This is a genomic window from Serratia sp. H402Y (genome assembly GCF_051172415.1).
Taxonomy (GTDB): Bacteria; Pseudomonadota; Gammaproteobacteria; order Enterobacterales; family Enterobacteriaceae; genus Serratia; species Serratia ureilytica.
Window position 1 is genome coordinate 65,596 of the sequence record NZ_JBPIYZ010000008.1, and the last position, 21,608, is coordinate 87,203.

Annotated in this window: 24 protein-coding genes; 13 read left to right on the forward strand and 11 right to left on the reverse strand. The window is 58.9% G+C overall.

Going from position 1 to position 21,608, the window contains the following annotated elements:
• Positions 1–4: 4 nt before the first annotated feature.
• Both ACSBQS_RS23750 and ACSBQS_RS23755 read left to right on the forward strand, forming a co-directional pair.
• Positions 5–1,246, forward strand: coding sequence for an O-antigen ligase family protein (locus tag ACSBQS_RS23750; RefSeq protein WP_047025856.1), 1,242 nt, complete (start codon positions 5–7; stop codon positions 1,244–1,246).
• On the forward strand, positions 1,243–2,223 hold the full coding sequence (locus tag ACSBQS_RS23755) for a glycosyltransferase (RefSeq protein WP_149542944.1): 981 nt from the start codon (positions 1,243–1,245) through the stop codon (positions 2,221–2,223). Before ACSBQS_RS23750 ends, ACSBQS_RS23755 begins: the two co-directional genes overlap by 4 nt.
• Positions 2,224–2,259: 36 nt before the next feature.
• Here the strand turns inward: ACSBQS_RS23755 and ACSBQS_RS23760 are convergent, their stop codons facing one another.
• Both ACSBQS_RS23760 and ACSBQS_RS23765 read right to left on the reverse strand, forming a co-directional pair.
• Positions 2,260–3,354: a glycosyltransferase family 9 protein gene (locus ACSBQS_RS23760; RefSeq protein ID WP_047025858.1), complete on the reverse strand. Its 1,095-nt coding sequence runs from the start codon at positions 3,352–3,354 to the stop codon at positions 2,260–2,262.
• Between the two features lie 8 nt (positions 3,355–3,362).
• Complete coding sequence (locus tag ACSBQS_RS23765) at positions 3,363–4,319, reverse strand: polysaccharide deacetylase family protein (RefSeq protein ID WP_047025859.1); 957 nt, start codon at positions 4,317–4,319, stop codon at positions 3,363–3,365.
• Between the two features lie 210 nt (positions 4,320–4,529).
• Here ACSBQS_RS23765 and rfaQ point away from each other — a divergent pair, with 210 nt between their 5' ends.
• Genes rfaQ through ACSBQS_RS23780 form a run of 3 tightly spaced genes read left to right on the forward strand, consistent with a single transcriptional unit; the run spans position 4,530 to position 7,839 of the window.
• Positions 4,530–5,612, forward strand: a complete 1,083-nt coding sequence (rfaQ, locus tag ACSBQS_RS23770) for a putative lipopolysaccharide heptosyltransferase III (RefSeq protein ID WP_033652252.1) — start codon at positions 4,530–4,532, stop codon at positions 5,610–5,612.
• Complete coding sequence (locus tag ACSBQS_RS23775; protein ID WP_047025860.1) at positions 5,609–6,736, forward strand: glycosyltransferase family 4 protein; 1,128 nt, start codon at positions 5,609–5,611, stop codon at positions 6,734–6,736. Before rfaQ ends, ACSBQS_RS23775 begins: the two co-directional genes overlap by 4 nt.
• A 2-nt stretch (positions 6,737–6,738) precedes the next feature.
• Complete coding sequence (locus tag ACSBQS_RS23780) at positions 6,739–7,839, forward strand: glycosyltransferase (protein ID WP_033652254.1); 1,101 nt, start codon at positions 6,739–6,741, stop codon at positions 7,837–7,839.
• Between the two features lie 44 nt (positions 7,840–7,883).
• On the opposite strand, the gene ACSBQS_RS23785 is transcribed toward ACSBQS_RS23780, so the two are convergent.
• Positions 7,884–8,897: a glycosyltransferase family 9 protein gene (locus tag ACSBQS_RS23785; protein WP_042785588.1), complete on the reverse strand. Its 1,014-nt coding sequence runs from the start codon at positions 8,895–8,897 to the stop codon at positions 7,884–7,886.
• Between the two features lie 125 nt (positions 8,898–9,022).
• On the opposite strand from ACSBQS_RS23785, the gene waaA reads away from it, so the two are divergent.
• The 3 genes from waaA to coaD are packed head-to-tail and all read left to right on the forward strand — an operon-like array spanning position 9,023 to position 11,563.
• Positions 9,023–10,300 carry a lipid IV(A) 3-deoxy-D-manno-octulosonic acid transferase gene (gene waaA / locus ACSBQS_RS23790; RefSeq protein WP_019452200.1) on the forward strand — a complete coding sequence of 426 codons (1,278 nt, stop codon included), beginning with the start codon at positions 9,023–9,025 and terminating at the stop codon, positions 10,298–10,300.
• Positions 10,301–11,074 carry a glycosyltransferase family 2 protein gene (locus tag ACSBQS_RS23795; RefSeq protein ID WP_033645184.1) on the forward strand — a complete coding sequence of 258 codons (774 nt, stop codon included), beginning with the start codon at positions 10,301–10,303 and terminating at the stop codon, positions 11,072–11,074.
• Between the two features lie 3 nt (positions 11,075–11,077).
• Entirely contained in the window at positions 11,078–11,563 is a 486-nt protein-coding gene (gene coaD, locus ACSBQS_RS23800) for a pantetheine-phosphate adenylyltransferase (RefSeq protein ID WP_033645183.1), read from the forward strand.
• 3 nt (positions 11,564–11,566) lie between these two features.
• On the opposite strand, the gene mutM is transcribed toward coaD, so the two are convergent.
• From mutM to radC, 4 genes are all read right to left on the reverse strand, one after another.
• Positions 11,567–12,382 carry a bifunctional DNA-formamidopyrimidine glycosylase/DNA-(apurinic or apyrimidinic site) lyase gene (mutM, locus tag ACSBQS_RS23805; protein WP_047025862.1) on the reverse strand — a complete coding sequence of 272 codons (816 nt, stop codon included), beginning with the start codon at positions 12,380–12,382 and terminating at the stop codon, positions 11,567–11,569.
• A gap of 81 nt (positions 12,383–12,463) precedes the next feature.
• A complete protein-coding gene (gene rpmG, locus ACSBQS_RS23810; RefSeq protein ID WP_002442576.1) occupies positions 12,464–12,631 on the reverse strand; it encodes a 50S ribosomal protein L33 in 168 nt (55 codons plus the stop codon).
• Positions 12,632–12,642: 11 nt separating this feature from the next.
• On the reverse strand, positions 12,643–12,879 hold the full coding sequence (gene rpmB / locus ACSBQS_RS23815) for a 50S ribosomal protein L28 (RefSeq protein ID WP_004931195.1): 237 nt from the start codon (positions 12,877–12,879) through the stop codon (positions 12,643–12,645).
• Positions 12,880–13,141: 262 nt separating this feature from the next.
• Positions 13,142–13,825, reverse strand: a complete 684-nt coding sequence (gene radC / locus ACSBQS_RS23820) for a RadC family protein (protein ID WP_016929682.1) — start codon at positions 13,823–13,825, stop codon at positions 13,142–13,144.
• A 183-nt stretch (positions 13,826–14,008) separates the two neighbouring features.
• Between radC and coaBC the strand changes: the two genes are divergently transcribed.
• The 3 genes from coaBC to slmA all read left to right on the forward strand — a co-directional run bounded on the left by coaBC (position 14,009) and on the right by slmA (position 16,510).
• Complete coding sequence (coaBC, locus tag ACSBQS_RS23825; protein ID WP_033634306.1) at positions 14,009–15,226, forward strand: bifunctional phosphopantothenoylcysteine decarboxylase/phosphopantothenate--cysteine ligase CoaBC; 1,218 nt, start codon at positions 14,009–14,011, stop codon at positions 15,224–15,226.
• Positions 15,204–15,662 carry a dUTP diphosphatase gene (dut, locus tag ACSBQS_RS23830; protein ID WP_033652257.1) on the forward strand — a complete coding sequence of 153 codons (459 nt, stop codon included), beginning with the start codon at positions 15,204–15,206 and terminating at the stop codon, positions 15,660–15,662. Before coaBC ends, dut begins: the two co-directional genes overlap by 23 nt.
• A gap of 251 nt (positions 15,663–15,913) precedes the next feature.
• Complete coding sequence (slmA, locus tag ACSBQS_RS23835) at positions 15,914–16,510, forward strand: nucleoid occlusion factor SlmA (RefSeq protein WP_025304700.1); 597 nt, start codon at positions 15,914–15,916, stop codon at positions 16,508–16,510.
• Between the two features lie 31 nt (positions 16,511–16,541).
• On the opposite strand, the gene pyrE is transcribed toward slmA, so the two are convergent.
• On the reverse strand, positions 16,542–17,183 hold the full coding sequence (pyrE, locus tag ACSBQS_RS23840) for an orotate phosphoribosyltransferase (RefSeq protein ID WP_042785593.1): 642 nt from the start codon (positions 17,181–17,183) through the stop codon (positions 16,542–16,544).
• Positions 17,184–17,279: 96 nt separating this feature from the next.
• The gene (rph, locus tag ACSBQS_RS23845; RefSeq protein ID WP_025160305.1) at positions 17,280–17,996 is read right to left on the reverse strand and encodes a ribonuclease PH; all 717 of its coding nucleotides are present in this window, start codon (positions 17,994–17,996) and stop codon (positions 17,280–17,282) included.
• Positions 17,997–18,122: 126 nt separating this feature from the next.
• Between rph and ACSBQS_RS23850 the strand changes: the two genes are divergently transcribed.
• Positions 18,123–18,986: a YicC/YloC family endoribonuclease gene (locus ACSBQS_RS23850; RefSeq protein WP_033652259.1), complete on the forward strand. Its 864-nt coding sequence runs from the start codon at positions 18,123–18,125 to the stop codon at positions 18,984–18,986.
• 54 nt (positions 18,987–19,040) lie between these two features.
• Here ACSBQS_RS23850 and ACSBQS_RS23855 read toward each other — a convergent pair whose 3' ends face one another.
• Positions 19,041–19,430, reverse strand: coding sequence for a hypothetical protein (locus tag ACSBQS_RS23855; RefSeq protein ID WP_197790825.1), 390 nt, complete (start codon positions 19,428–19,430; stop codon positions 19,041–19,043).
• A 375-nt stretch (positions 19,431–19,805) separates the two neighbouring features.
• On the opposite strand from ACSBQS_RS23855, the gene ACSBQS_RS23860 reads away from it, so the two are divergent.
• Positions 19,806–20,990 (forward strand): NupC/NupG family nucleoside CNT transporter, encoded by a 1,185-nt coding sequence (locus tag ACSBQS_RS23860; RefSeq protein ID WP_004931212.1) that lies wholly within the window; start codon positions 19,806–19,808, stop codon positions 20,988–20,990.
• 34 nt (positions 20,991–21,024) lie between these two features.
• Here ACSBQS_RS23860 and ACSBQS_RS23865 read toward each other — a convergent pair whose 3' ends face one another.
• The gene (locus tag ACSBQS_RS23865) at positions 21,025–21,459 is read right to left on the reverse strand and encodes a DUF3574 domain-containing protein (protein ID WP_434991369.1); all 435 of its coding nucleotides are present in this window, start codon (positions 21,457–21,459) and stop codon (positions 21,025–21,027) included.
• Positions 21,460–21,608: the final 149 nt, after the last annotated feature.

Sequence of the window (21,608 nt, forward strand, 5' to 3'; positions counted from 1 at the left end):
CCCGATGCTAAAACAAAAAACGCCGCACCCTGCCTTCAGTTATCTGATTTATCTGGGATGCGCCATCGCTTTTTGCACCATTCCTTTCGGTTCCGCGACCGGACGCAATCTGTTTTACGTTTCCAGCTACATCGCCTTTATCGCCGTTTGCCTGTACCCGCGCTACTACTTCAGCAACGTTAAAAATCTGCTGTTGCCCGCGCTGATGTTCTGCGTCGGCATGGGCACCATCCTGTGGATGCATCACTTCAAACAGCCGGGTGAGTACATCAACATTTATCGCTCTTATATGTCGACCGGCAAACTGCAGCTCGCAACCGCTTTCATCTTGCTGATTGCGCTCAATGAGCGGCTGTGCGTGCAGCGCCTGCTGATCGTCGTGGCCCTCGTTACCGGCCTGGCGATCAACGGCTATTCTCTCTATCAGGGATTGCGGCTGGATATTCCTCGCGTGGAGCTTAACTTCGATCGCGCCACGGTCGCTGCCTATCTGATGACCGCCATCGATCTGGTGATGATGCAAGCCATCCTGATGCTGCGCACCCGCTACCGCCTGGTGCTGTACATTGCGGCGTTCCTGCTTTCCTTCTCTGCGCTGGTGCTGACCGGCACCCGCGCGGCGATGCTGGTTTACCCGGTGGCGATTTGTCTGTCGCTGCTGGCGACCAAGCATCTGGTTTCCAGGAAACACAAGCTCGCGTTGATGGCCTCGGTACCGCTGCTGCTCGTAGCCTGCGGCCTGGTGTTCAAACCGCAGATAGAAGAACGCATTCAGGCCTTTGAGACCGACATGCGTCTGATGGATCAGCCACAGACTGAAAACTCGATCATTTCCCGACTGTCGATGCAAACGCTGGCATGGCGCACCGGCTCACAAGCTCCTTGGGGTCAATCCGCCGAGCAGCGCGGTGAAGAGATCCGCGCCATCGTCGCGCAGCAACCTCGCCTGTCTGGCGTCATGCCTTACATCAACGTGCATCTGCATAACGAGCTGCTGGAAACCTATTCGCTCAAGGGGGTCTGGGGGGCGTTGCTGTTGCTGGCGCTGTATGTCGGCCTGTTCTTCTCTTCATTCCGGCCGCAGCGCAACGCGCTGTTGCTGAGCGTGAGCGCCAGCCTGTTCGTTTACGGTCTTAGCGACGTCATCTTCTTCAGCACGGAAGGCACCGTCATGTTCTGTCTGGCGCTGATCGCCGCCGTGCTCTCCGTGGCGAAACCGCCTTCCGCCCAGGAGCAGACCGCGTGAAAACTCATCAGCCACCGCTGCTCAGCGTTATCGTGCCGTTTTACAATAACGAAGCGTTCGTCATCGCTGCGCTGGATTCGTTATTTACGCAGATTTCTGATGAGATTGAGGTGGTCATCATCGACGATGGCTCTACCGATGCGTCAGGGGCGCTGGTCAGCCGGTATCTGGCGCAGCGGCAGCATCCGCACGTGGCTTTTATTTCACAGGCCAACGGCGGCATTGCGCACGCCCGCAATGTCGGCCTGCAGCATGCCGCCGGCCGCTACGTCACCTTTCTCGACGGCGACGATCTGCTGAGCGACGACTATCTGGCGATCCTGCGGCCCCTGCTGATCGCCGATGAATATGACCTGATCGATTTTAATTATCAGAAGTTCACCGAACAACCGCCGAAACCCGAGAACCGCGCGACGCAGCCCGCAGCCTACGACTTTTCCTCGTTGGGGCTGGGCAGCCTGCAACCGCTGTTCGCACGCTCGATGTGGCATCTCTGGAGCCGGGTATATAAGCGCACGCTGCTGGCAGGGGAAACGTTCGAAGACGGCAGGCGTTATGAAGACGTGATTTTCACGCCTTTTCAGTATTTCAAAACTCGCCGCATCGCCCATCTTGACTGCGAACTCTATTTCTACCGGGATAACAGCCAGGGCATCACCCGCAATATCAAACCCAAAGATATTGAAGATTTGCTGTTCGCCATGGAGAAGATGCTGCGCTTTGTGGCGCAGCATCCTGGGGATGAGCCGCTGCGCCGGTTGGCCGCCCTGATGCTGGCCAACTGCTTTTCCGAGGTGAAAAGCATGTCGAAGGCGGTGTACGGTTATTATCATTACGCGCCGGCAACGCTGCAAATTCTGCGCCGCGCCGCCGCTGTCTGCCGCAACAGCGACGTGCCGGGCAAAAAAGTCCGCCAGATGCGCTATGCGCGAGTGGATACCTTTCTTTCGAAGCTGCGCGGGCGCAAACCACGCTAACCGCATCGGCCTGGCGGCCGATGCGTCGCCGCACCTCTAGCGCGCTAAAGGCACGTGCGCGACCAGTTCGTCATAAATCCGCTGCGGCTGAATGACCCCCATCGGGCTTTCCGCCTCCAGCGGCATCGTATAGCCGGTGCGCGACACCTGAATGATGCGGTGCAGTTCAGGATCCTGAATCGGCCCGGTGGAGCGTGAATCGGCGGTCACGAACAGGCTGATGGTTTTCACCTTCAACGCCACCGCCAGATGCAGCGGCCCGGTGTCGCCGGTGACCAGAACATGGAAACTGTCGAGCAACGTCAGCAAGCCTTGCAGCCCCGTTTTACCGATCTGATTATCCACGCAGGCCTGCGTTTGCGGGCCGATCAGGCTCATAAACTGCTGGGCCTTGCCGTCGTCAAGCGGTGCGCCAATCAGCACGATACGCACATTGGGGTGCTTCGCCACCAGCTCATCGGCCAGGCGCGCATAGTGCGACACCGGCCAGCAACGCGACTCCGTCGATGCCCCCAGTTGAAAACCGATGGTGGGATGGTCGCTGCTTTTGACGCCGCGCTGATAGTCCACGGGAATTTCCATCGTCGGATCGTCGCTACGGCAGCCCAAAATGGAAATCAGCTCCAGTTTGCGGCGCACGAAATGGCCGTAATAATGGAAGATATAGTTGGTTAACCAAGGTTCCAGCCCGCAAATACCCGAGCTGTAGTTATCCCTGATGATGTACTTTGCCCCCGCCATGATGGCGCTGATGATGTCATAAGGCAGGTGAGAGTGCAGGATCAGCGCCAAATCCGGCTGATGTTCGCGCAGCGATTTCAGCAATGGGCGTATCGTCTTGATCTTGCTGTCCCAATACACCACGCGATCGTAATAGCGGCCGTTCTCCACCAGTTCGCGGTTTTTCTTGTGCACCACCAGCGTGATGTGCGCGTTGGGATAGCGTTCCCTCATCGCCCTCAATGCCGGCGTGTTGAACATGAAGTCGCCCAACGCCGTGGTGGAATAGATGACGATATTGTCAAACTGCTGGGCGCCGTCGAACGTCGCCTTGTCCTGAAAACGGCCGTACTTCGCCGTATAGCGCCGCAAAAACCAGTCGGCAACCTTAATTTTCCATTTCTTCGACATGTGCGTGCTTAGTTCGCTTTAAGTTGATAATACTCGGCCAGCGTCATGCCCACCGTGCGCTGCTGCAGCCAGTCAAACAGCTGCTCCAGATCGCGGTACAGCACTTCGATATCCTGCTCGGTTTTGAACGTCGGGCTGCCGCCCGGCATAAACTCGGAGGAGTGCAGCATAAACTCGACAAAATCATTTCCTTGAGACAAGGAAGCTTCTGCCACGGCTTTCATCAGATCCAGGTTGCTGCCACTTGGCCGCAACCAATAGACCGATGCCGGACGCCGTTTGCCGCGCAGCCGATCGTACCCTTGCTTGAATGCGTTAACGAACGCGGAGTGTTTGTACTGGATGCTCATCGGCACTTCCAGCAGCGACGAAGCACCCGGCTTGGCGATGTTCTGCGGATCGATGAAATAGGCGTGCGACGGGAACCGGCTGTAATCGGTACCGCCGTTGCCCTGCGGGTTGCCCGGCGAAAACTGCCAGTTGACCCGCGGCGTAACCGAACAATCCACCTGATAGCCGTATTCCAGCAGCAGTGAGGCATAGTATTCGTTGAACGCCCAACGGCCGGCGCGATGGCTGAGCATTTTGGTCTGGAAGGCGTCCTCCAGCAGTTTGGTCATGTGGTCGACCTTGGCGCGTATCTGATCGGCGGGATACTCGATCAAATAAGGCTTGTGGCGCCAGTCGTCATCGGTGAGCGGCGTCAGCGGTGGGCTGTTCCAGGCGTGCAGATGCATGCCGACTTCACCGGCGCCGCGGGCGATCACGTCACGCGCGAACTCGACGTAAGCCGGATCCATCGCCATTTCATAGTTGGTGAGATAAACCGGCTTGAAGGCATATTTCTCGCACAGCGCCTGAAAGCGCGGCAAGAAACGCGTGTTTTCGGTCGCGATGCGATCGTGGTTTTGCCACAGATTATCGCCTTCGGTATCAATGGTGATGAGAAACGCCGGTTTAGTCATGAATATCGAACCTGATATCAACAGAATACGCTATGTTACGCAGGCCGTTTCGCCAGGGCAAACGACTTTGCTGCCTGGTTTGGACAACGTTGAAGCGCATTCGTCCCTGCTCCGGCGATTTTTTTGCGGCTCGGCAAGAAAACCGAGCAACAGTAGCCACATGCGATCGGGTCATTTAGAATCAAAGATTGGTTTCCCAGAAAGCGACTCATGATGAACGACGCGCCAGCCCTAACTTCCGCCCCATCCGTACAGCGTATTCTGATCATAAAATTGCGCCACCACGGCGATATGCTGCTGGTCACGCCGGTCATCAGCAGCCTGCGGCAAAACTACCCGCAGGCCCGGATCGATGTGCTGCTGTATCAGGAAACGCAGGAGATGCTGGCCAGTAATCCGGAACTGTCGACCCTGTTCGCCATCGATCGCCAATGGAAAAAACAGGGCGCCCGCGCTCACCTCGGACATGAGCTGGCGCTGCTGCGCCGCCTGAAGGCGCAGCGCTACGATCTGGTGGTCAATCTGGCCGATCAGTGGCGCAGCGCCATCATCACGCGCCTGACCGGCGCGCGCATCCGTTTGGGCTTCGATTTCCCCAAACGCCGCGGCTTCCTGTGGCGCCACTGCCACACGCAGCTGGTGCCGGTAGACAATCACGCCCACTTGCATACCGTCGAACAAAATCTCTCGTTGCTGGCGCCGCTGAACCTGCCCGCGCTCAATGAGCATGTCACCATGAGTTATGATCCGCAGGATTGGCAGACCTGTGAGCAACTGTTGCAGAAACAGGGCGTCGCCGGCAGTTATATTGTGGTGCAGCCCACCTCGCGCTGGTTCTTCAAATGCTGGAGCGAAGAGAAAATGGCCGCCACCCTCACCGCCTTGCAGGCCGACGGCCACCAGTTGGTGATCACCTCCGGCCCCGACGCCAGAGAAAAAGCCATGGTCGAGCGCATTTTGGCGCTCTGCCCGCCGCAGGGCGTAATCTCGTTGGCCGGCCAGCTGACGCTACGCCAACTGGCCGCCCTGATTGACCACGCCAAGCTGTTTATCGGCGTGGATTCGGTGCCGATGCATATGGCCGCCGCGCTGCAAACGCCGTGCGTGGCGTTATTCGGCCCTTCCAAGCTGACTTTCTGGCGGCCATGGCAGGCTACCGGCGCCGTGATCTGGGCCGGCGACTTTGGCGAACTGCCCGACCCGGACGCCATCGATACCGGCACCGATGAACGGTATCTCGACCTCATTCCTACAGACGCGGTGATTGCAGCCGCGCGGAGCACGCTGGCATGAAAGCATTTCGTTTGGCGATCGTTCGCCAAAAATACCGCCCGGACGGCGGAGCCGAACGTTTCGTTTCCCGCGCCCTGGAGGCGCTGGAGCAACAGGATCTCGATCTGAACGTCATCACTCGCGAATGGCAGGGTGACGCCAATCCAAACTGGCATATTCACCTGTGTAACCCGTTGAAACTCGGCCGCATCAGTCGCGAACGGGGCTTCGCCGTGGCGGCCAGGGCGCTGTGGCAGAAAGAGCGCTTCGATCTGGTGCAAAGCCATGAGCGCATTCCCGGCTGCGATATCTACCGCGCCGGCGACGGCGTACACCGCCGCTGGCTGCTGCAACGCGCGCGGCTGCTGCCCGAGTGGCGCCGCAAGTGGCTGTTTTCCAACCGTTATCACCGCTATGTGATGTGCGCCGAGCGCGCCATGTACGCCGCACCGGAGCTGAAAGCCGTCATCTGCAACGCCGAGATGATCAAACGGGAAATCATCGCCGACTTTGGCGTGCCCGCCGACAAAATCACGGTGATCTATAACGCCATCGACAATCAAAAGTTCCCGCCCGCCGACGAGGCCCAGCGCCGACGCCTGCGTGAGCAATATCAGATCCCGCAACAGGCGCACTGCCTGATCTTCGTCGGCTCCGGTTTCGAGCGCAAAGGGCTGGCCGCCGCCATCCGCGCCGTGGCGGCGACCGACAGCCACCTCTTGGTGGTCGGTAAAGACAAAGCCGAAAAGCGTTACCGGGCGCTGGCGCAGTCGCTGGGCTGCGGCGATCGCATTCACTTTATGGGCGTGCAGAAGCAGACCCTGCCGTTCTATCAGGCCGCGGATGCGCTGCTGCTGCCGACGCTGTACGATCCGTTCCCGAATGTGATTCTGGAAGCGATGTCCTGCGGCCTGCCGGTTATCACCAGCACCACCTGCGGCGGAGCCGAGTTTATCACCCCGGGCCAGAACGGCTTCGTGACCGACGCGCTCGACGTGCCGGCCATCACGGAAGCCATTCGGGCGCTGCCGCGCCAGGCGCTGGGATCCTCCATGGGCGAAGCGGCAAGATTGCGCATTATGACGGCTACGCCGGCGCATCTCTCCGAACAGCTCATTTCCCTCTATAACCGGTTACTGGATTAGCTATGCGTATTCTGATGATCATCGATGGCCTGCCGGGAGGCGGCGCGGAAAAAGTGGTGCTGACCCTGTGTCAGGGCATGCAGCAACAGGGGCATGACGTCAGTCTGATCTCGCTGCGTGACGTCTGCAATTACCCTATCCCGTCAGGCATTGATTATCAGGTGGTGGCCGATCGCAGCCGAGCCCCCTGGCGCAAGCTGACCGAGCTGTCGCGCCGCGCCGCCGCGCTGGATCGGGCGATAGCCGAACACGAGCGCCAACACGGCGCGTTCGATCTGGTGTTCTCCAACCTGCACAAAACCGATCGCATCGTCAGCCGCAGCAAGCGGCTGGCTTCGGATCGCCTGTGGTTCTGCATTCACGGCATTCTCTCCACCTCCTACCTCGGCCACCGCAAAGGCCTGGATCGCTGGCTCAAGCAACGTAAAATCGCCAACGTTTACCAGGGGAGAAATATCGTCGCCGTTTCACAGGCGGTCGGCGGCGATCTGCAGCAGAATTTGCCGATCCGCCCGCGTCGGCTGGCGGTCATCAATAACCCGTTCGACATCGACGCCATCCGGCAACAGGCAGCGGCGCCTTGCGAACTGGCCGGTCAGGACTATCTGGTGCACGTCGGCCGCTTTCACGCCACCAAGCGGCATGACCGCCTGCTGAAAGCCTATGCGCAATCCGGCATTCAGGCACCGCTGGCTTTGATCGGCACCGGGGATGACGCCCGCGTCGCCGAGGTCAAGCGTCTGGCGGCAGACTTGGGTATCGCAGAGCGCGTGCTGTTCCTCGGCTTCCAGGCCAATCCCTATCCGTTTATCCGCCATGCCTCGCTGTTGGTGCTCAGCTCCGATAGCGAAGGGTTTGGCAATGTGCTGGTAGAATCGCTGTTGTGCGGCACGCCGGTGGTCAGCACCCGCTGTCCGGGCGGCCCTGCGGAAATTCTGGAAAAAGCCGGCATGGCTAACGCGTTGGCGGAATTAAACGAAGCGTCGCTGGCAGAAAAAATGGCGGAAATTTACGCCAACCCGCCGCAGATAAATCAACAGCAATTGCTGAGCTATGGGCTGGAGCCTATTTGCCGTCAATATATTGAGCTGAAAGAAAAATAATAAATTAATAAATAAGGCAGGTGATGCCTGCCTTATTTTCTTCGCTAGCTTAGCGCCTGCATTTTCTGCCAAACCTCATCGACAGAAACATCTTCACAGTGCCCCGACTCACTCTGCAAAATATGATGACGGCCGGTCCATGGATGCCAGGACGTTTTATCGGTATCGCCAAAGAACACCACCATATCCTTATTCAGCGCGGCGGCAAGATGCATCTGCCCGCCGTCGCTGCACAACACCCGGTCGCATAAATCGAACCCGCCCAACAGCTCGCGCACCGAGGCCGTCGGATAAAGCGCGACGCGTTCGTTTTGGCACAGCGCCAACAGCTGTTCTGCGCGCTGCTGATCGCCGATGTCGTCCGGCGCCAGCGTGCCCTGCGGCGACCAGAAGATCAGCACGCCGGTGCGGGGATCGGCGGTCAGGCGGTTGATGATTTCGGCATAGCGTTCAACCGGCCAGCGCCTTTTCGGGCTGCGGCTGCTGATATGCACGGCGCAAACCCGTTCGACCGATGGCAGGCGTTCCTGCAGCCGCTGCGCCGCCAGCTGCCGCTCTTCCGGCGTCAGGAATACCCGCACCGGCGGGATCGGAATGGTTTGATCGGTTATCGCCGATAAATAGCTGTAGGTGTGTTCGACCTGATGTAGACCGCGGAAATCGTCCTTGCGGAACGGGCGCTGAATATCTTTCGTGCCCAAATCGGCGCCGATGATATGGGTGGCGCCGGCCATTTTCGCTAAACGCAGGCTGTATTTGCAAGGCACCGGGTTGGCCAGAATGACCGCATCGAACTTTATTTTGCGCAGCTTCAGGAAGATCATCAGACGTTCGAAATAAACGCCCAACGTCGTTTCATTTTTCGCCTTGTGCTTGGCCTTTTTATAGACAAAGACTTTCTCGAGATGAGGGTTGTTTTTAACAACGTCCTGGCTGACTTTATTGATCAGCAGATAAACTTTTGCGTCTGGATAGGCAATTTTCACCCCTTCAATCAGAGGCGTGGTGCAAACAAGATCGCCGATGTTGTCGCGGCGAATAATTAAAATATTCTTCATTCCGAGCCTATCGGCGAAATCGCTCGCCGGTTGTCTGAAACTGACACCCAAGGTTACCAAATTAGCGCCTTTCCCTTCCAGTTATGGTACTATTCCGAATAACCCATATAAATGAAATTGATAGAATGTTGCTGCGTTTATATCAGGTACTACTCTACCTCATCCAACCCCTGATCTGGCTCCGCTTACTGCTGCGCAGCCGCAAAGCTCCAGCCTACCGTAAACGCTGGGCGGAACGCTATGGCTTCTGCGCCGGGAAAGTCGTGCCGGGCGGCATTATGCTGCATTCCGTCTCCGTCGGCGAAACGCTGGCGGCCATCCCGCTGGTGCGGGCGCTGCGCCATCGTTACCCCGCTTTGCCGATAACTGTGACCACAATGACCCCGACAGGTTCAGAACGCGTCCAGTCCGCTTTCGGCAAAGACGTGCATCATGTCTATCTGCCCTACGATCTGCCCGGTTCCATGAACCGCTTCCTCGACCAGGTGAATCCCAAGCTGGTGATCATCATGGAAACCGAGCTATGGCCTAACCTGATCAACGCACTGCATCAGCGGCAAATCCCCCTGGTGATCGCCAATGCGCGCCTGTCGGCGCGATCCGCCGCCGGCTATAAGAAAATTGGCGGATTCATGCGCGATATGCTGCGCCGCATTACGCTGATCGCCGCACAGAACCAGGAAGACGGCGATCGTTTTATCGAACTGGGCCTGAAACGCTCGCAGCTGGCCGTTACCGGCAGCCTGAAATTCGATATCTCCGTCACCCCGGAACTGGCCGCCCGCGCCGTTACGCTGCGCCGCCAATGGGCGCCGCGCCGCCCGGTGTGGATCGCCACCAGCACCCATGAAGGCGAAGAAACCATCCTGCTCGAAGCGCACCGCAAGCTGCTGGAAAAACACCCCGACCTGCTGCTGATCCTGGTGCCGCGTCACCCGGAACGCTTCCCGACCGCCAAGGAACTGGTACAGAAGGCCGGCTTCAGCTACACCCTGCGCAGCAGCGGCGAAATCCCGTCCGGCAGCACCCAGGTGGTGATCGGCGATACCATGGGCGAACTCATGCTGCTGTACGGCATCGCCGATCTGGCCTTTGTCGGCGGCAGCCTGGTGGAACGTGGCGGCCATAACCCGCTGGAAGCCGCCGCCCACGCCATCCCGGTGCTGATGGGCCCGCACACCTTCAACTTTAAAGACATCTGCGCCAAGCTTTCGCAGGCCGAAGGCCTGATCACCGTGACCGACGTGGATTCGCTGGTAAAGGAAGTGGAAACCCTGTTGACCGACGAAGACTACCGCCGTTACTACGGCCGCCATGCGGTGGAAGTGTTGTATCAGAATCAGGGCGCGTTGCAGCGCCTGCTGCAGCTGCTGGAACCGCACCTGCCGCCCCGGAGTCACTGAATGAGCAGCCGCAAAAGCCTGTCGGTGGTGATGATCGCCAAAAACGAAGCCGGGCTGTTGCCGGACTGCCTGCGCTCTGTCGCCTGGGCCGATGAAATCATCGTGCTGGACTCCGGCAGCGAGGACGACAGCGTCGCCGTCGCCGAAAGTCTGGGCGCCAAAGTCTTCACGCACACCGACTGGCAAGGATTCGGCAAGCAGCGCCAGCTGGCGCAAAGCTACGCCAGCCATGACTACGTATTGATGATCGACGCCGACGAACGCGTCACCCCCGAACTGCGACAATCCATCGAGCGGGTGTTGAACGCGCCGGACGACGGCGCCGTTTACAGCTGCGCGCGGCGCAACCTGTTCCTTGGCCGCTTCATGCGCCACAGCGGCTGGTATCCCGACCGCGTCAACCGCCTGTACGCCAATTCACGCTATCGCTATAACGACGATCTGGTGCACGAGTCGCTGAACATCGGCGACGCCAAAGTGATCCCCCTCAGCGGCGATATGCTGCACCTGACCTGCCGCGACTTCTTCGCCTTTCAGCGCAAACAGCTGCGCTATGCCGAAGAGTGGGCCACACAGCGCCACCGGGCCGGCAAGCGTTGCGGCTATCTGTCCATCCTGACCCACACGCTCGGCGCCTTCGTCAAAACCTGGCTGCTGCGGGCCGGCTTCCTCGACGGTAAACAGGGGTTGCTGTTAGCGGTGGTCAACGCGCAATATACCTTCAATAAATATGCCGCATTATGGGCATTGGGCCGCAACTACTCAGAGAAGTGAATCATGACCAGCAAAGCCATCTATCCCGGGACGTTCGATCCCATGACCAACGGCCACCTGGATTTAGTGACGCGCGCGTCGCTGATGTTCGATCACGTGATTCTGGCCATCGCCGCCAGCCCGAGCAAAAAGCCGCTATTCAGCCTGGATGAGCGTGTGGCGCTGGCGACGCAGGTCACCTCGCATCTGGACAATGTGGAGGTACTGGGCTTCAGCGAGCTGATGGCGCATTTCGCCGCTCACCAAAATGCCAATATCCTGGTGCGCGGCCTGCGGGCGGTGTCTGACTTTGAGTACGAACTGCAGCTGGCGAACATGAACCGCCATTTGATGCCTACGCTGGAAAGCGTGTTCCTGATGCCTTCCGAAGAGTGGTCGTTCATCTCCTCATCACTGGTGAAGGAGGTCGCCCGCCACGGCGGCGATATCGCGCCTTTCCTGCCCGATGTGGTCACTCAGGCGCTGATGGCGAAGCTCGCCGCCGCGTGATACTCAGCGCTGGCAGCGTCGGCAAAAGAAGGTGCTGCGCTGCCCGTGCTTGGCGGATTCAATCGGCGTGCCGCATGTGCGGCACGGTTCTCCCGCCCGTCCGTAAACCTGCAGCTCCTGCGCGAAGTACCCCGGTTTCCCGTCCGACTGCAAAAAGTCGCGCAATGTGGTGCCGCCCTGCTCGATGGAGCGTTGCAACACCGCCTTGATGGTCTTCGCCAACAGCGCCGCTTCGGCTTTGGTCAAGGATCCCGCCGGACGATCGGGCAGGATCCCGGCGCTGAACAGCGATTCACTGGCGTAAATGTTACCGACCCCGACCACCAGCTTATTATCCATCAGCCACGGTTTGATCAGCGTGCGCTTATTACGTGATTTTTCATACAGGTAGTCGCCGTTGAACGCCTCACTCAGCGGTTCCGGCCCCAGATGCGCCAACACGCTGCTGGTCGCCAGGTCTTCGCACCACAGCCAGGCGCCGAAGCGGCGCGGATCGGTATAGCGCAGGATCATACCGTTGTTGATCACCAGATCGACGTGGTCGTGTTTGCCGGCTTCGTCTTCGTTTTCCTCACGCAGCATGCGCAGGCTGCCCGACATGCCCAGATGCACGATGATCCAACCGCGCTCCAGCTCAATCAGCAGGTATTTGGCCCGACGCTGCACGCTGAGCACCGGCTGATCGCTCAGCGTCAGGATCTGCTCGGAAACCGGCCAGCGCAGGCGCGCGTTGCGCACCACCGCATACTGAATGCTGTGGCCGACAAGATAAGGCTCTATACCGCGTCTGCTCGTCTCAACTTCCGGTAATTCAGGCATCTGGCTTCCCCTCCGATGTTTTCTACCCTTTATAAAACAAAAAACCCGGCCAAGGCCGGGTTTTTCATTAATCCACTAAAATTATTTAATTTTAGCTTCTTTGTATACTACGTGCTGACGGACAACTGGATCGAATTTCTTCAGTTCCAATTTTTCCGGCTTAGTACGCTTGTTCTTCGTGGTGGTATAGAAGTGACCAGTACCAGCAGAAGAAACCAGCTTGATCTTCTCGCGAACACCTTTAGCCATGATTCAGTTCCTTAATACTTCTCACCACGGGCACGCAGATCGGCCAGAACCGTCTCAATACCCTTCTTATCGATAACACGCATACCTTTAGCAGATACACGCAGAGTTACAAAGCGCTTCTCAGCCTCAACCCAAAAACGGTGTGAGTGCAGGTTAGGCAGAAAACGGCGTTTGGTCGCGTTCATTGCGTGGGAACGGTTGTTACCGCTCACCGGGCGCTTGCCAGTAACTTGGCAGACTCGGGACATGTCTATTCTCCAAAAATCAAATCAGCTCGAGCTTCGTATAGGGTATGGCCGCCTCGTCAGGCTTTTAGAGCCCATCTCAGCAAACTTCATACTGAGGAGACTCTCGTCATCAGGTAGAAACCACACATCAGGTCAGAAACCTGCTGAGATAGGCTCTTGCGCCAAACCCAAGATTCTCAAAGGTGGCGTAGTATACGCTCTGAAGCGTAAGTGCTCAAGTCCCGAACAGCTAAAGATCCCACAAGGATCGCGAAAAAATCGCTTAAAGCCATCCGCGCTCGGCAAAAGAGACGCATTCACCCCGACCGATCACCAAATGATCGAGCACTCGGATCTCCAATAACTGGCAGGCTTTCACCACCTGTTCAGTTATCAAACGATCGGCATGACTGGGTTCAGCCTTACCCGAGGGGTGATTATGCGCGAGAATCAGCGCGGCGGCATTAGCCTTCAACGCTTCACGCACAATTTCTCTCGGGTAGACGACGACGCTGCTGATGGTACCAGCAAACATCTCCTGATGGCGAATAACCCGATGCTGATTGTCTAAAAACAATACCAAAAAGACCTCTCGCTCACGATGCGCCAGCAGGCTTTGCAGATAATGCTGGGTGACGCGCGGGTTAAGCATGGCGTTTTCCTGCGAGAGATGGCTGGAAAAGAAGCGAAGCGCCAGCTCGGCAATCGCCTGCAGCTGCGTATAGCTGGCGTCGCCCAGGCCTTTTTGACTGCAAAACGCCTGATGATCGGCCGACATCAGATGGTAAAGCGAGCCGAATCGGCGCAGCAGCTGCTCCGCCAGCTGCATTACGTGCACGCCGGGCAACCCGGTGCGCAAGAAAATGGCCAACAGCTCTGCGTCGGACAGCGCCGCGGCCCCCTGCATCAACAGCTTTTCACGCGGCGCCAGCGCGCCCGGCCAGCACGCCACAGTCGGGTTGCTCATCGTGTTCCTCCCTGAAAGGGCTACAGCATGCCATGCGCCCCCCGGCGCGTTCGACAGGTGTTTGATAACATTGCGAAGTGTTTCGCAAAGCACAATGTAACGCCCTGCAGCCATTGCGGAATCGCTCACCTGAACGGCGGATATGCTAAAATGGCGCATCTTTCGGCTTTCAATCGGACAATGATGATGACGGGACTTTCCGGCAAACATATTGTGCTTGGCATCAGCGGCGGCATCGCCGCCTACAAATGCCCAGAGCTGGTGCGCCGCCTGCGCGACAGGGGCGCGGAAGTGCGCGTGGTGATGACCCACGCCGCCAAGGCGTTCATTACGCCGCTGACGCTGCAGGCCGTTTCCGGCCACCCGGTGTCCGACGATCTGTTGGATCCCGCCGCCGAAGCCGCCATGGGCCACATCGAACTCGGCAAATGGGCGGATCTGGTGATTCTGGCGCCGGCGACCGCCGATCTGCTGGCGCGCGTCGCCGCCGGCATGGCCAACGATCTGCTGACTACCGTCTGCCTGGCGACCGACGCCCCTATCGCCGCCGCCCCCGCCATGAACCAGCAGATGTATCGCGCCGCCGCCACGCAGGCCAACCTGCAAACGCTGCAGGCGCGCGGCATGCTGCTCTGGGGGCCGGACAGCGGCAGCCAGGCCTGCGGCGACGTCGGCCCGGGCCGCATGCTGGATCCGCTGGACATCGTCGAGCTGGCGAACGGTCATTTCTCCGCCCCGCAGGATCTGCAACATTTGCAGGTTATGATCACCGCCGGCCCGACGCGCGAAGCGCTGGATCCGGTACGCTTCATCAGCAATCACAGCTCCGGCAAAATGGGCTTCGCCATCGCCCGCGCCGCCGCCGCCCGCGGCGCGCAGGTGACGCTGATCGCCGGGCCGGTGAGCCTGCCGACGCCGCCGAAGGTCACACGCGTGGACGTCACCAGCGCGCTGGAGATGGAACAGGCGGTGCAACAGCGCGCCGCTCAGCAGCAGATTTTCATCTCCTGCGCCGCCGTAGCCGACTACCGTCCCGAGCGGATCGCCGATGAAAAAATAAAAAAACAGGGTGATGAAATCGTCCTCAAGATGGTAAAAAACCCCGATATCGTCGCCGGCGTGGCGGCGATGACCAAAAATCGACCGTTTGTCGTGGGGTTTGCCGCCGAAACCCAGAATGTGGAAGAATACGCGCGGCAAAAACTGGCGCGTAAGAAGCTGGATTTGATTTGCGCTAACGATGTATCGCTCGCAGAGCACGGGTTCAACAGCGACACCAATGCCCTGCACCTTTTTTGGCAGGATGGAGAGAAACGCCTGGCGCTGAGCGACAAGGCACTCCTTGGCCAACGTTTAATAGACGAGATAGTCAGCCGTTATGATGAAAAAAATCGACGTTAAGATCCTCGACCCGCGCATCGGTCAGGATTTCCCGCTACCGACCTACGCCACTCCGGGCTCCGCCGGTCTCGACCTGCGCGCCTGCCTGGACAGCGCGGTGGAGCTGGCGCCGGGTGAAACCACGCTGCTGCCTACCGGTCTCGCGATCCATATCGCCGACGCCGGCCTGGCGGCGGTGATCCTGCCGCGCTCAGGCCTGGGCCATAAGCACGGCGTCGTGCTGGGCAATCTGGTCGGCCTGATCGACTCCGATTATCAGGGCCAGCTGATGGTGTCGGTCTGGAACCGCGGCCAGAAGTCATTCACTATCGAACCGGGCGAACGCATCGCGCAGATGGTCTTCGTGCCGGTGGTGCAGGCCGAGTTCAACCTGGTGGAAGAGTTCGACAGCAGCGAGCGCGGCGAAGGCGGCTTCGGCCACTCGGGGCGCCACTAAGCGCCACCCAATGCACGATGGCCGGCAGGGAAACGTCGCCTGAACCTTGCCTTTCCGGGGAGAAGGATGTCTCTGCGGCAAGGTTTTACCGCGACAATTGCAGCGCACACCAGGCAGCGCGGAAAAAGGCCGTTAAGGCCGCTGACCCCAGCATCGTAAAAAAGCTATCACATAAGCCGCACAGAGCCTGCTCTGCAGCGGCCGGTGCCCGGGTTTCCGTCAGTTAAGTTTTAGCAAGGGTCTAATCAGACATGGCAGAAAAAGAAAATACGAAAAGGAATCGGCGCGAGGAAATATTGCAGGCGTTAGCCCAGATGCTGGAATCCAGCGACGGCAGCCAGCGCATTACCACCGCCAAGCTCGCCGCGAACGTGGGTGTTTCTGAAGCTGCGCTGTACCGGCATTTCCCCAGCAAGACACGGATGTTCGACAGTCTGATCGAGTTTATCGAAGACAGCCTGATCACCCGCATCAACCTGATCTTGCAGGACGAGAAAGAGACGTTTAATCGTCTGCGCCTGATTTTACTGCTGATTCTGGGCTTTGCAGAACGCAACCCGGGGCTGACGCGCATCATGACCGGCCACGCGCTGATGTTTGAACAGGATCGCCTGCAGGGCCGCATCAACCAGCTGTTCGAACGCATCGAGGCGCAGCTGCGTCAGGTGCTGAAAGAGCGCAAATTGCGCGAAGGCAAAGGCTTTATCGTCGATGAAACGCTGCTGGCCAGCCAGCTGCTGGCCTTCTGCGAAGGCATGTTGTCGCGCTATGTGCGTTCGGAATTCCGCTATCGTCCAACGCAGGAATTCGACGCCCGCTGGCCGCTCCTGGCGGCCCAGCTGCAATAACGATAACGCCGGGCATGCCCGGCGTTTTTACTTATATCCCGTACTGCTCGCGGTAAGCGCGCACCGCCGCCAGGTGGTCCGCCATTTCCGGTTTCTCTTCCAGATAGGCGATCAGATCCTTCAGCGTCACGATCGAAATCACCTTGCAGTGGTAGTCGCGTTCCACTTCCTGAATGGCGGAGATGTCCGCGCGGCCGCGTTCCTGGCGGTCGAGGGAGATCAGCACGCCCGCCAACGAAGCGCCGCTGGCGCCGATGATTTCCATCGACTCACGGATCGCGGTACCGGCGGTGATCACATCGTCCACCAGCATCACGCGGCCCTGCAGCGGGCTGCCCACCAGCGAACCGCCCTCGCCGTGGGTCTTGGCTTCCTTGCGGTTAAAGCAGTAAGGCACGTCGCGCTCATGGTGTTCCGCCAGCGCAACCGCCGTGGTGGTGGCGATAGGAATGCCTTTATAGGCCGGGCCAAACAGCAGATCGAAATCGATGCCGGAATCCATCAGGGCTTCGGCGTAGAAGCGCCCCAACAACGCAAGATCGCGCCCGGTATTAAACAGACCGGCGTTGAAGAAATACGGGCTGGTGCGGCCGGATTTCAGGGTGAACTCGCCGAATTTCAATACCTGCTTGTTAAGCGCGAACTCGATAAACTGGCGCTGATAGGCTTTCATTACTGCTTCTCCTCGTCTGAATCTGCTTGGGTCTTATCATTACTGCCGCCCGATCGGCGGGCATAAAAAAGGCGACTTCTCAGTCGCCTTGAAAAATTAGTCCGCCAGCGCCGCTTTCTGCGCCTGGAAGATGGTTTCGATGCCCCCTCGGGCCAGCGCCAATAGCGCCAACAGCTCATCGTGGCTGAACGGCTCGCCTTCGGCGGTGCCCTGCACTTCAATCATGCGGCCGTCTTCCATCATCACCACGTTCATGTCGGTTTCCGCCGCGGAATCTTCCACATACTCCAGATCGCACAGCGCTTCGCCGTTGACGATGCCGACGGAAACCGCCGCCACCATGCCCTTCATCGGATTGGCTTTCAGCTTACCGTTGGCCACCAGGGTGTTCAGTGCATCGGCCAGCGCCACGCAGGCGCCGGAGATGGAAGCGGTGCGGGTACCGCCGTCGGCCTGCAGTACGTCGCAGTCGAGAGTGATGGTGAATTCACCGAGCTTTTTCAGATCCACCGCGGCGCGCAGCGAACGGGCGATCAGGCGCTGGATCTCCAGCGTGCGGCCACCCTGTTTGCCTTTGGCGGCTTCACGGGCGTTGCGGCTGTGGGTGGAGCGCGGCAGCATGCCGTACTCGGCGGTGATCCAACCTTGCCCCTGGCCTTTCAGGAAGCGCGGAACGCCCTCTTCTACCGTGGCGGTGCACAAGACTTTGGTATCGCCAAACTCAACCAGCACTGAACCTTCAGCGTGTTTGGTATAGTGACGGGTCAGTGTCAGGGGGCGAACTTGCTGTGGTGCTCTGCCTGCAGGACGCATGGGCTCTCTCCGGCTTCAAATCAACTATTGGCTGCGCATTATACGGGCTTCGTGACGTAATGCCTATCCTGCCCGCAGCCGCGACGCTATAATCGCCCCATCTTTTCCTATTACGGGTACGCATCAATGATCCGCAGCATGACCGCCTACGCCCGGCGTGAAATCAAGGGTGAATGGGGCAGCGCAGCCTGGGAGCTGCGTTCCGTTAACCAGCGCTACTTAGAAACCTACATCCGCCTGCCGGAACAATTCCGCAGCCTGGAGCCGGTGATCCGTGAACGTATCCGTGGCCGCCTGACCCGCGGCAAAGTCGAATGCAACCTGCGTTTTGAACTGGATCCAAGCGCGCAAAGCTCGCTGATCCTGAACGAAAAACTGGCCAAACAGCTGGTCGAAGCCGCCAACTGGGTGAAAATGCAGAGCGACGAAGGGGAAATCAACCCGATCGACGTGCTGCGCTGGCCGGGCGTGATGTCCGCGCAGGAGCAGGATCTGGACGCCATCAGCGCCGAGCTGATGAAGGCGCTGGACGGCGCGCTGGATGACTTTATCGTCGCACGCGAAAGCGAAGGCGCCGCGCTGAAAACGCTGATCGAACAGCGCCTCGACGGCGTCAGCGCCGAAGTGGTCAAAGTGCGCGCACAGATGCCGAACATCCTGCAATGGCAGCGCGAGCGCCTGGTCAGCAAGCTGGAAGAGGCGCAGGTGCAGCTGGAAAACACTCGCCTGGAGCAAGAGCTGGTGCTGATGGCGCAGCGCATCGATGTCGCCGAAGAGCTGGACCGCCTGGAAGCGCACGTGAAAGAGACGCACAACATCCTGAAGAAGAAAGAAGCCGTCGGCCGCCGCCTCGACTTTATGATGCAGGAATTCAACCGCGAATCGAACACCCTGGCCTCCAAGTCAATCAATGCCGACGTCACCGCCTCCGCCATCGAGCTGAAGGTGCTGATCGAACAGATGCGCGAGCAGATCCAGAACATCGAGTGATCCGCTCCGCACGCCATCAAGCCCGCGCCACGCGGGCTTTTTTATGGCTATAGATCAGCGATAGGCGGCCGCCTGTTCCTCACCGATCAACCCCATTTTCTGCAGTTGCACCGCAATGCTCCAGGTTGAACGCTCGAACTCATCGCTCAGCGCCTCCAGCGTCGCCCCGGCCGCATGGCTCTCGCGCAGCCGCAGTTTTTCTTCTTCCGGCCAGGGGAAGTAGGCATTGGCCGGCCGGCCCTCGGCCAGATTCTTCTGCCGCTTTTCTTCCGGCGTCAGCCTGGCTTTTTTCTGCAGTTCAGATTCACCGTCAAACTCGTCGGCCAACGCGAACAGCAGGCGGATAGCCTCCGGCGCGCAGGCCGCTGAAGCCGGTCTCAATAGCTCGCCGGTGTCGGGATTAACGCCGTTGGCCAGCGCCCTGAGCAACATGCCGATATTCATCGTTCGCCTCCTTGTTCGATAAAATGCGCGCCGATCGCGACCGGCGCCTTGTCCAAACATGTTTCTCTTCCTCAGCCAAGAAAGCCACGCTTTGCGCCATGAAAAATCGCCCATTGCGAGCCAGATTCCAGGTGCCTGAACGTGCGGGACGGTGGTTGCATCAGGCTGCGAGCCGGCAGGCATCATGGAAGACGGCTCACTAAGGCACTTCGGGGGCTTATGAAAAACTGCCGAGCAGCGCGTGCGGATGACAATCGGCAAGATATCCCGCACGCCATAAGTATTTTGTTCTAATTATCACGCAAGGTAATGAAAGGACGGCGATGCTGTGGCTAAATGTGTTTTTTTCCTGCCCGTGAACCGTACGGACCGTTTATGCCACAAATTCTGCAATTTATTATGGCCCTGGTGGTGATCATCGCCCTGGCGCTGCTGGTCAGCAATAATCGCAAGAAAATCCGCCTGCGCTATATCATCCAGCTGTTGGTGATCGAAGGCGCGCTGGCCTATTTCTTCCTGCACTCCGCCAGCGGGCTCAGCGTGATCAAACACGTCGCCGGCTTCTTCGACACCCTGCTCGCCTACGCCGCACAAGGGTCGGAGTTCGTGTTCGGCGGCATGAGCAAAGATGGCCTGGCGTTTATCTTCCTCGGCGTTTTGTGCCCTATCATCTTTATTTCCGCCCTGATCGGCATTTTGCAGCATTTCCGCATCCTGCCGCTGATCATCCGCCTGGTGGGCACCCTGCTGTCCAAGGTCAACGGCATGGGCAAGCTGGAATCGTTCAACGCCGTCAGCACGCTGGTGCTGGGGCAGTCGGAGAACTTCATCGCCTACAAGGGCATCATCGGCGACATCTCGCCGCGCCGCATGTACACCATGGCCGCGACCGCCATGTCGACGGTATCGCTCTCCATCGTCGGCGCCTACATGTCGATGATCGACGCGCAGTACGTGGTGGCGGCGTTGATCCTTAATATGTTCAGCACCTTCATCATCCTGTCGATCATCAATCCGTATCAGGTCGAAGACGAGCCGGAACTGAAGCTGAACAAGCTGCATGAAGATCAGAGCTTCTTCGAAATGTTGGGCGAGTACATTCTGGCCGGCTTCAAAATTGCGATGATCATCGCGGCAATGCTGATCGGCTTTATCGCGCTGATCTCCGCCGTCAATGCGCTGTTCTCGGCGGTGCTCGGCATCAGCTTCCAGCAAATCCTCGGCTACGTGTTCTATCCGCTGGCCTGGCTGATCGGCATCCCGGCGGAAGAGGCCCTGAAGGCGGGCAGCATCATGGCGACCAAACTGGTGGCCAACGAATTCGTGGCGATGATTGAGCTGAAGAAAATCGCGGCGGAGCTGTCGCCGCGCGGACTGGGCATTCTGTCGGTGTTCCTGGTGTCGTTCGCCAACTTCGCCTCCATCGGCATCGTCGCCGGCGCCATCAAGGGGCTGAACGAGCAGCAAGGCAACGTGGTTTCCCGTTTTGGCCTGAAGCTGGTTTACGGCTCGACGCTGGTGAGCCTGTTGTCGGCGGCCATCGCCGGCCTGGTGCTGTAATCCCCACTCCCGGCCGCAGGGCCGGGAGTTCGCTTTAAAACGCCACGCACACCGGCGCATCCACCCGCATTACCGAATCCTGCGCAAACTGCTGCTTATAGCCGCTGCGCAGCGCCTCGATATTCGCCTCGCTCTCTTTGCCCGGCGCATGGATCAACAGCAGCGCCTTGCTGTTCTCGCGCGCCAGCTTGCCGTCGTGACCCAGCCACTGCCCTTTGGCATCAAACACCGTCAGCCCGTCTTTAAAACGCAGCGTCACCTGGCTATCGACGAAGGTTTGCCACTCGGCGGCGGTGATCGCCGGCCCCGCCGGCCGGTTCAGGCCGAAGTAGAGCGTTGTCTGCACCAGCGGATCGCCGGTGCGACAAGCCGGGGCGGGGGAAACAGCCTGGTGGGCTGGCGCCACGCAGCCGCTCAGCAGCAGGGCGGCCACCATGGCGCCGGCGGCCAGTCTCGGGGAGTTTTTCATCTGCAGTCTCGATTTTTCGGTTGAAGGATTCGCTGCAAAAGTCATAGTCAGCGATGGAAATTAGCGCGAAATTTCTAATGCTTTCATTAACAGCCAGATGTTAAAAAAGGCTGGTTATCGGCAATAAAAATGGAGTTTGGATTAGCTAT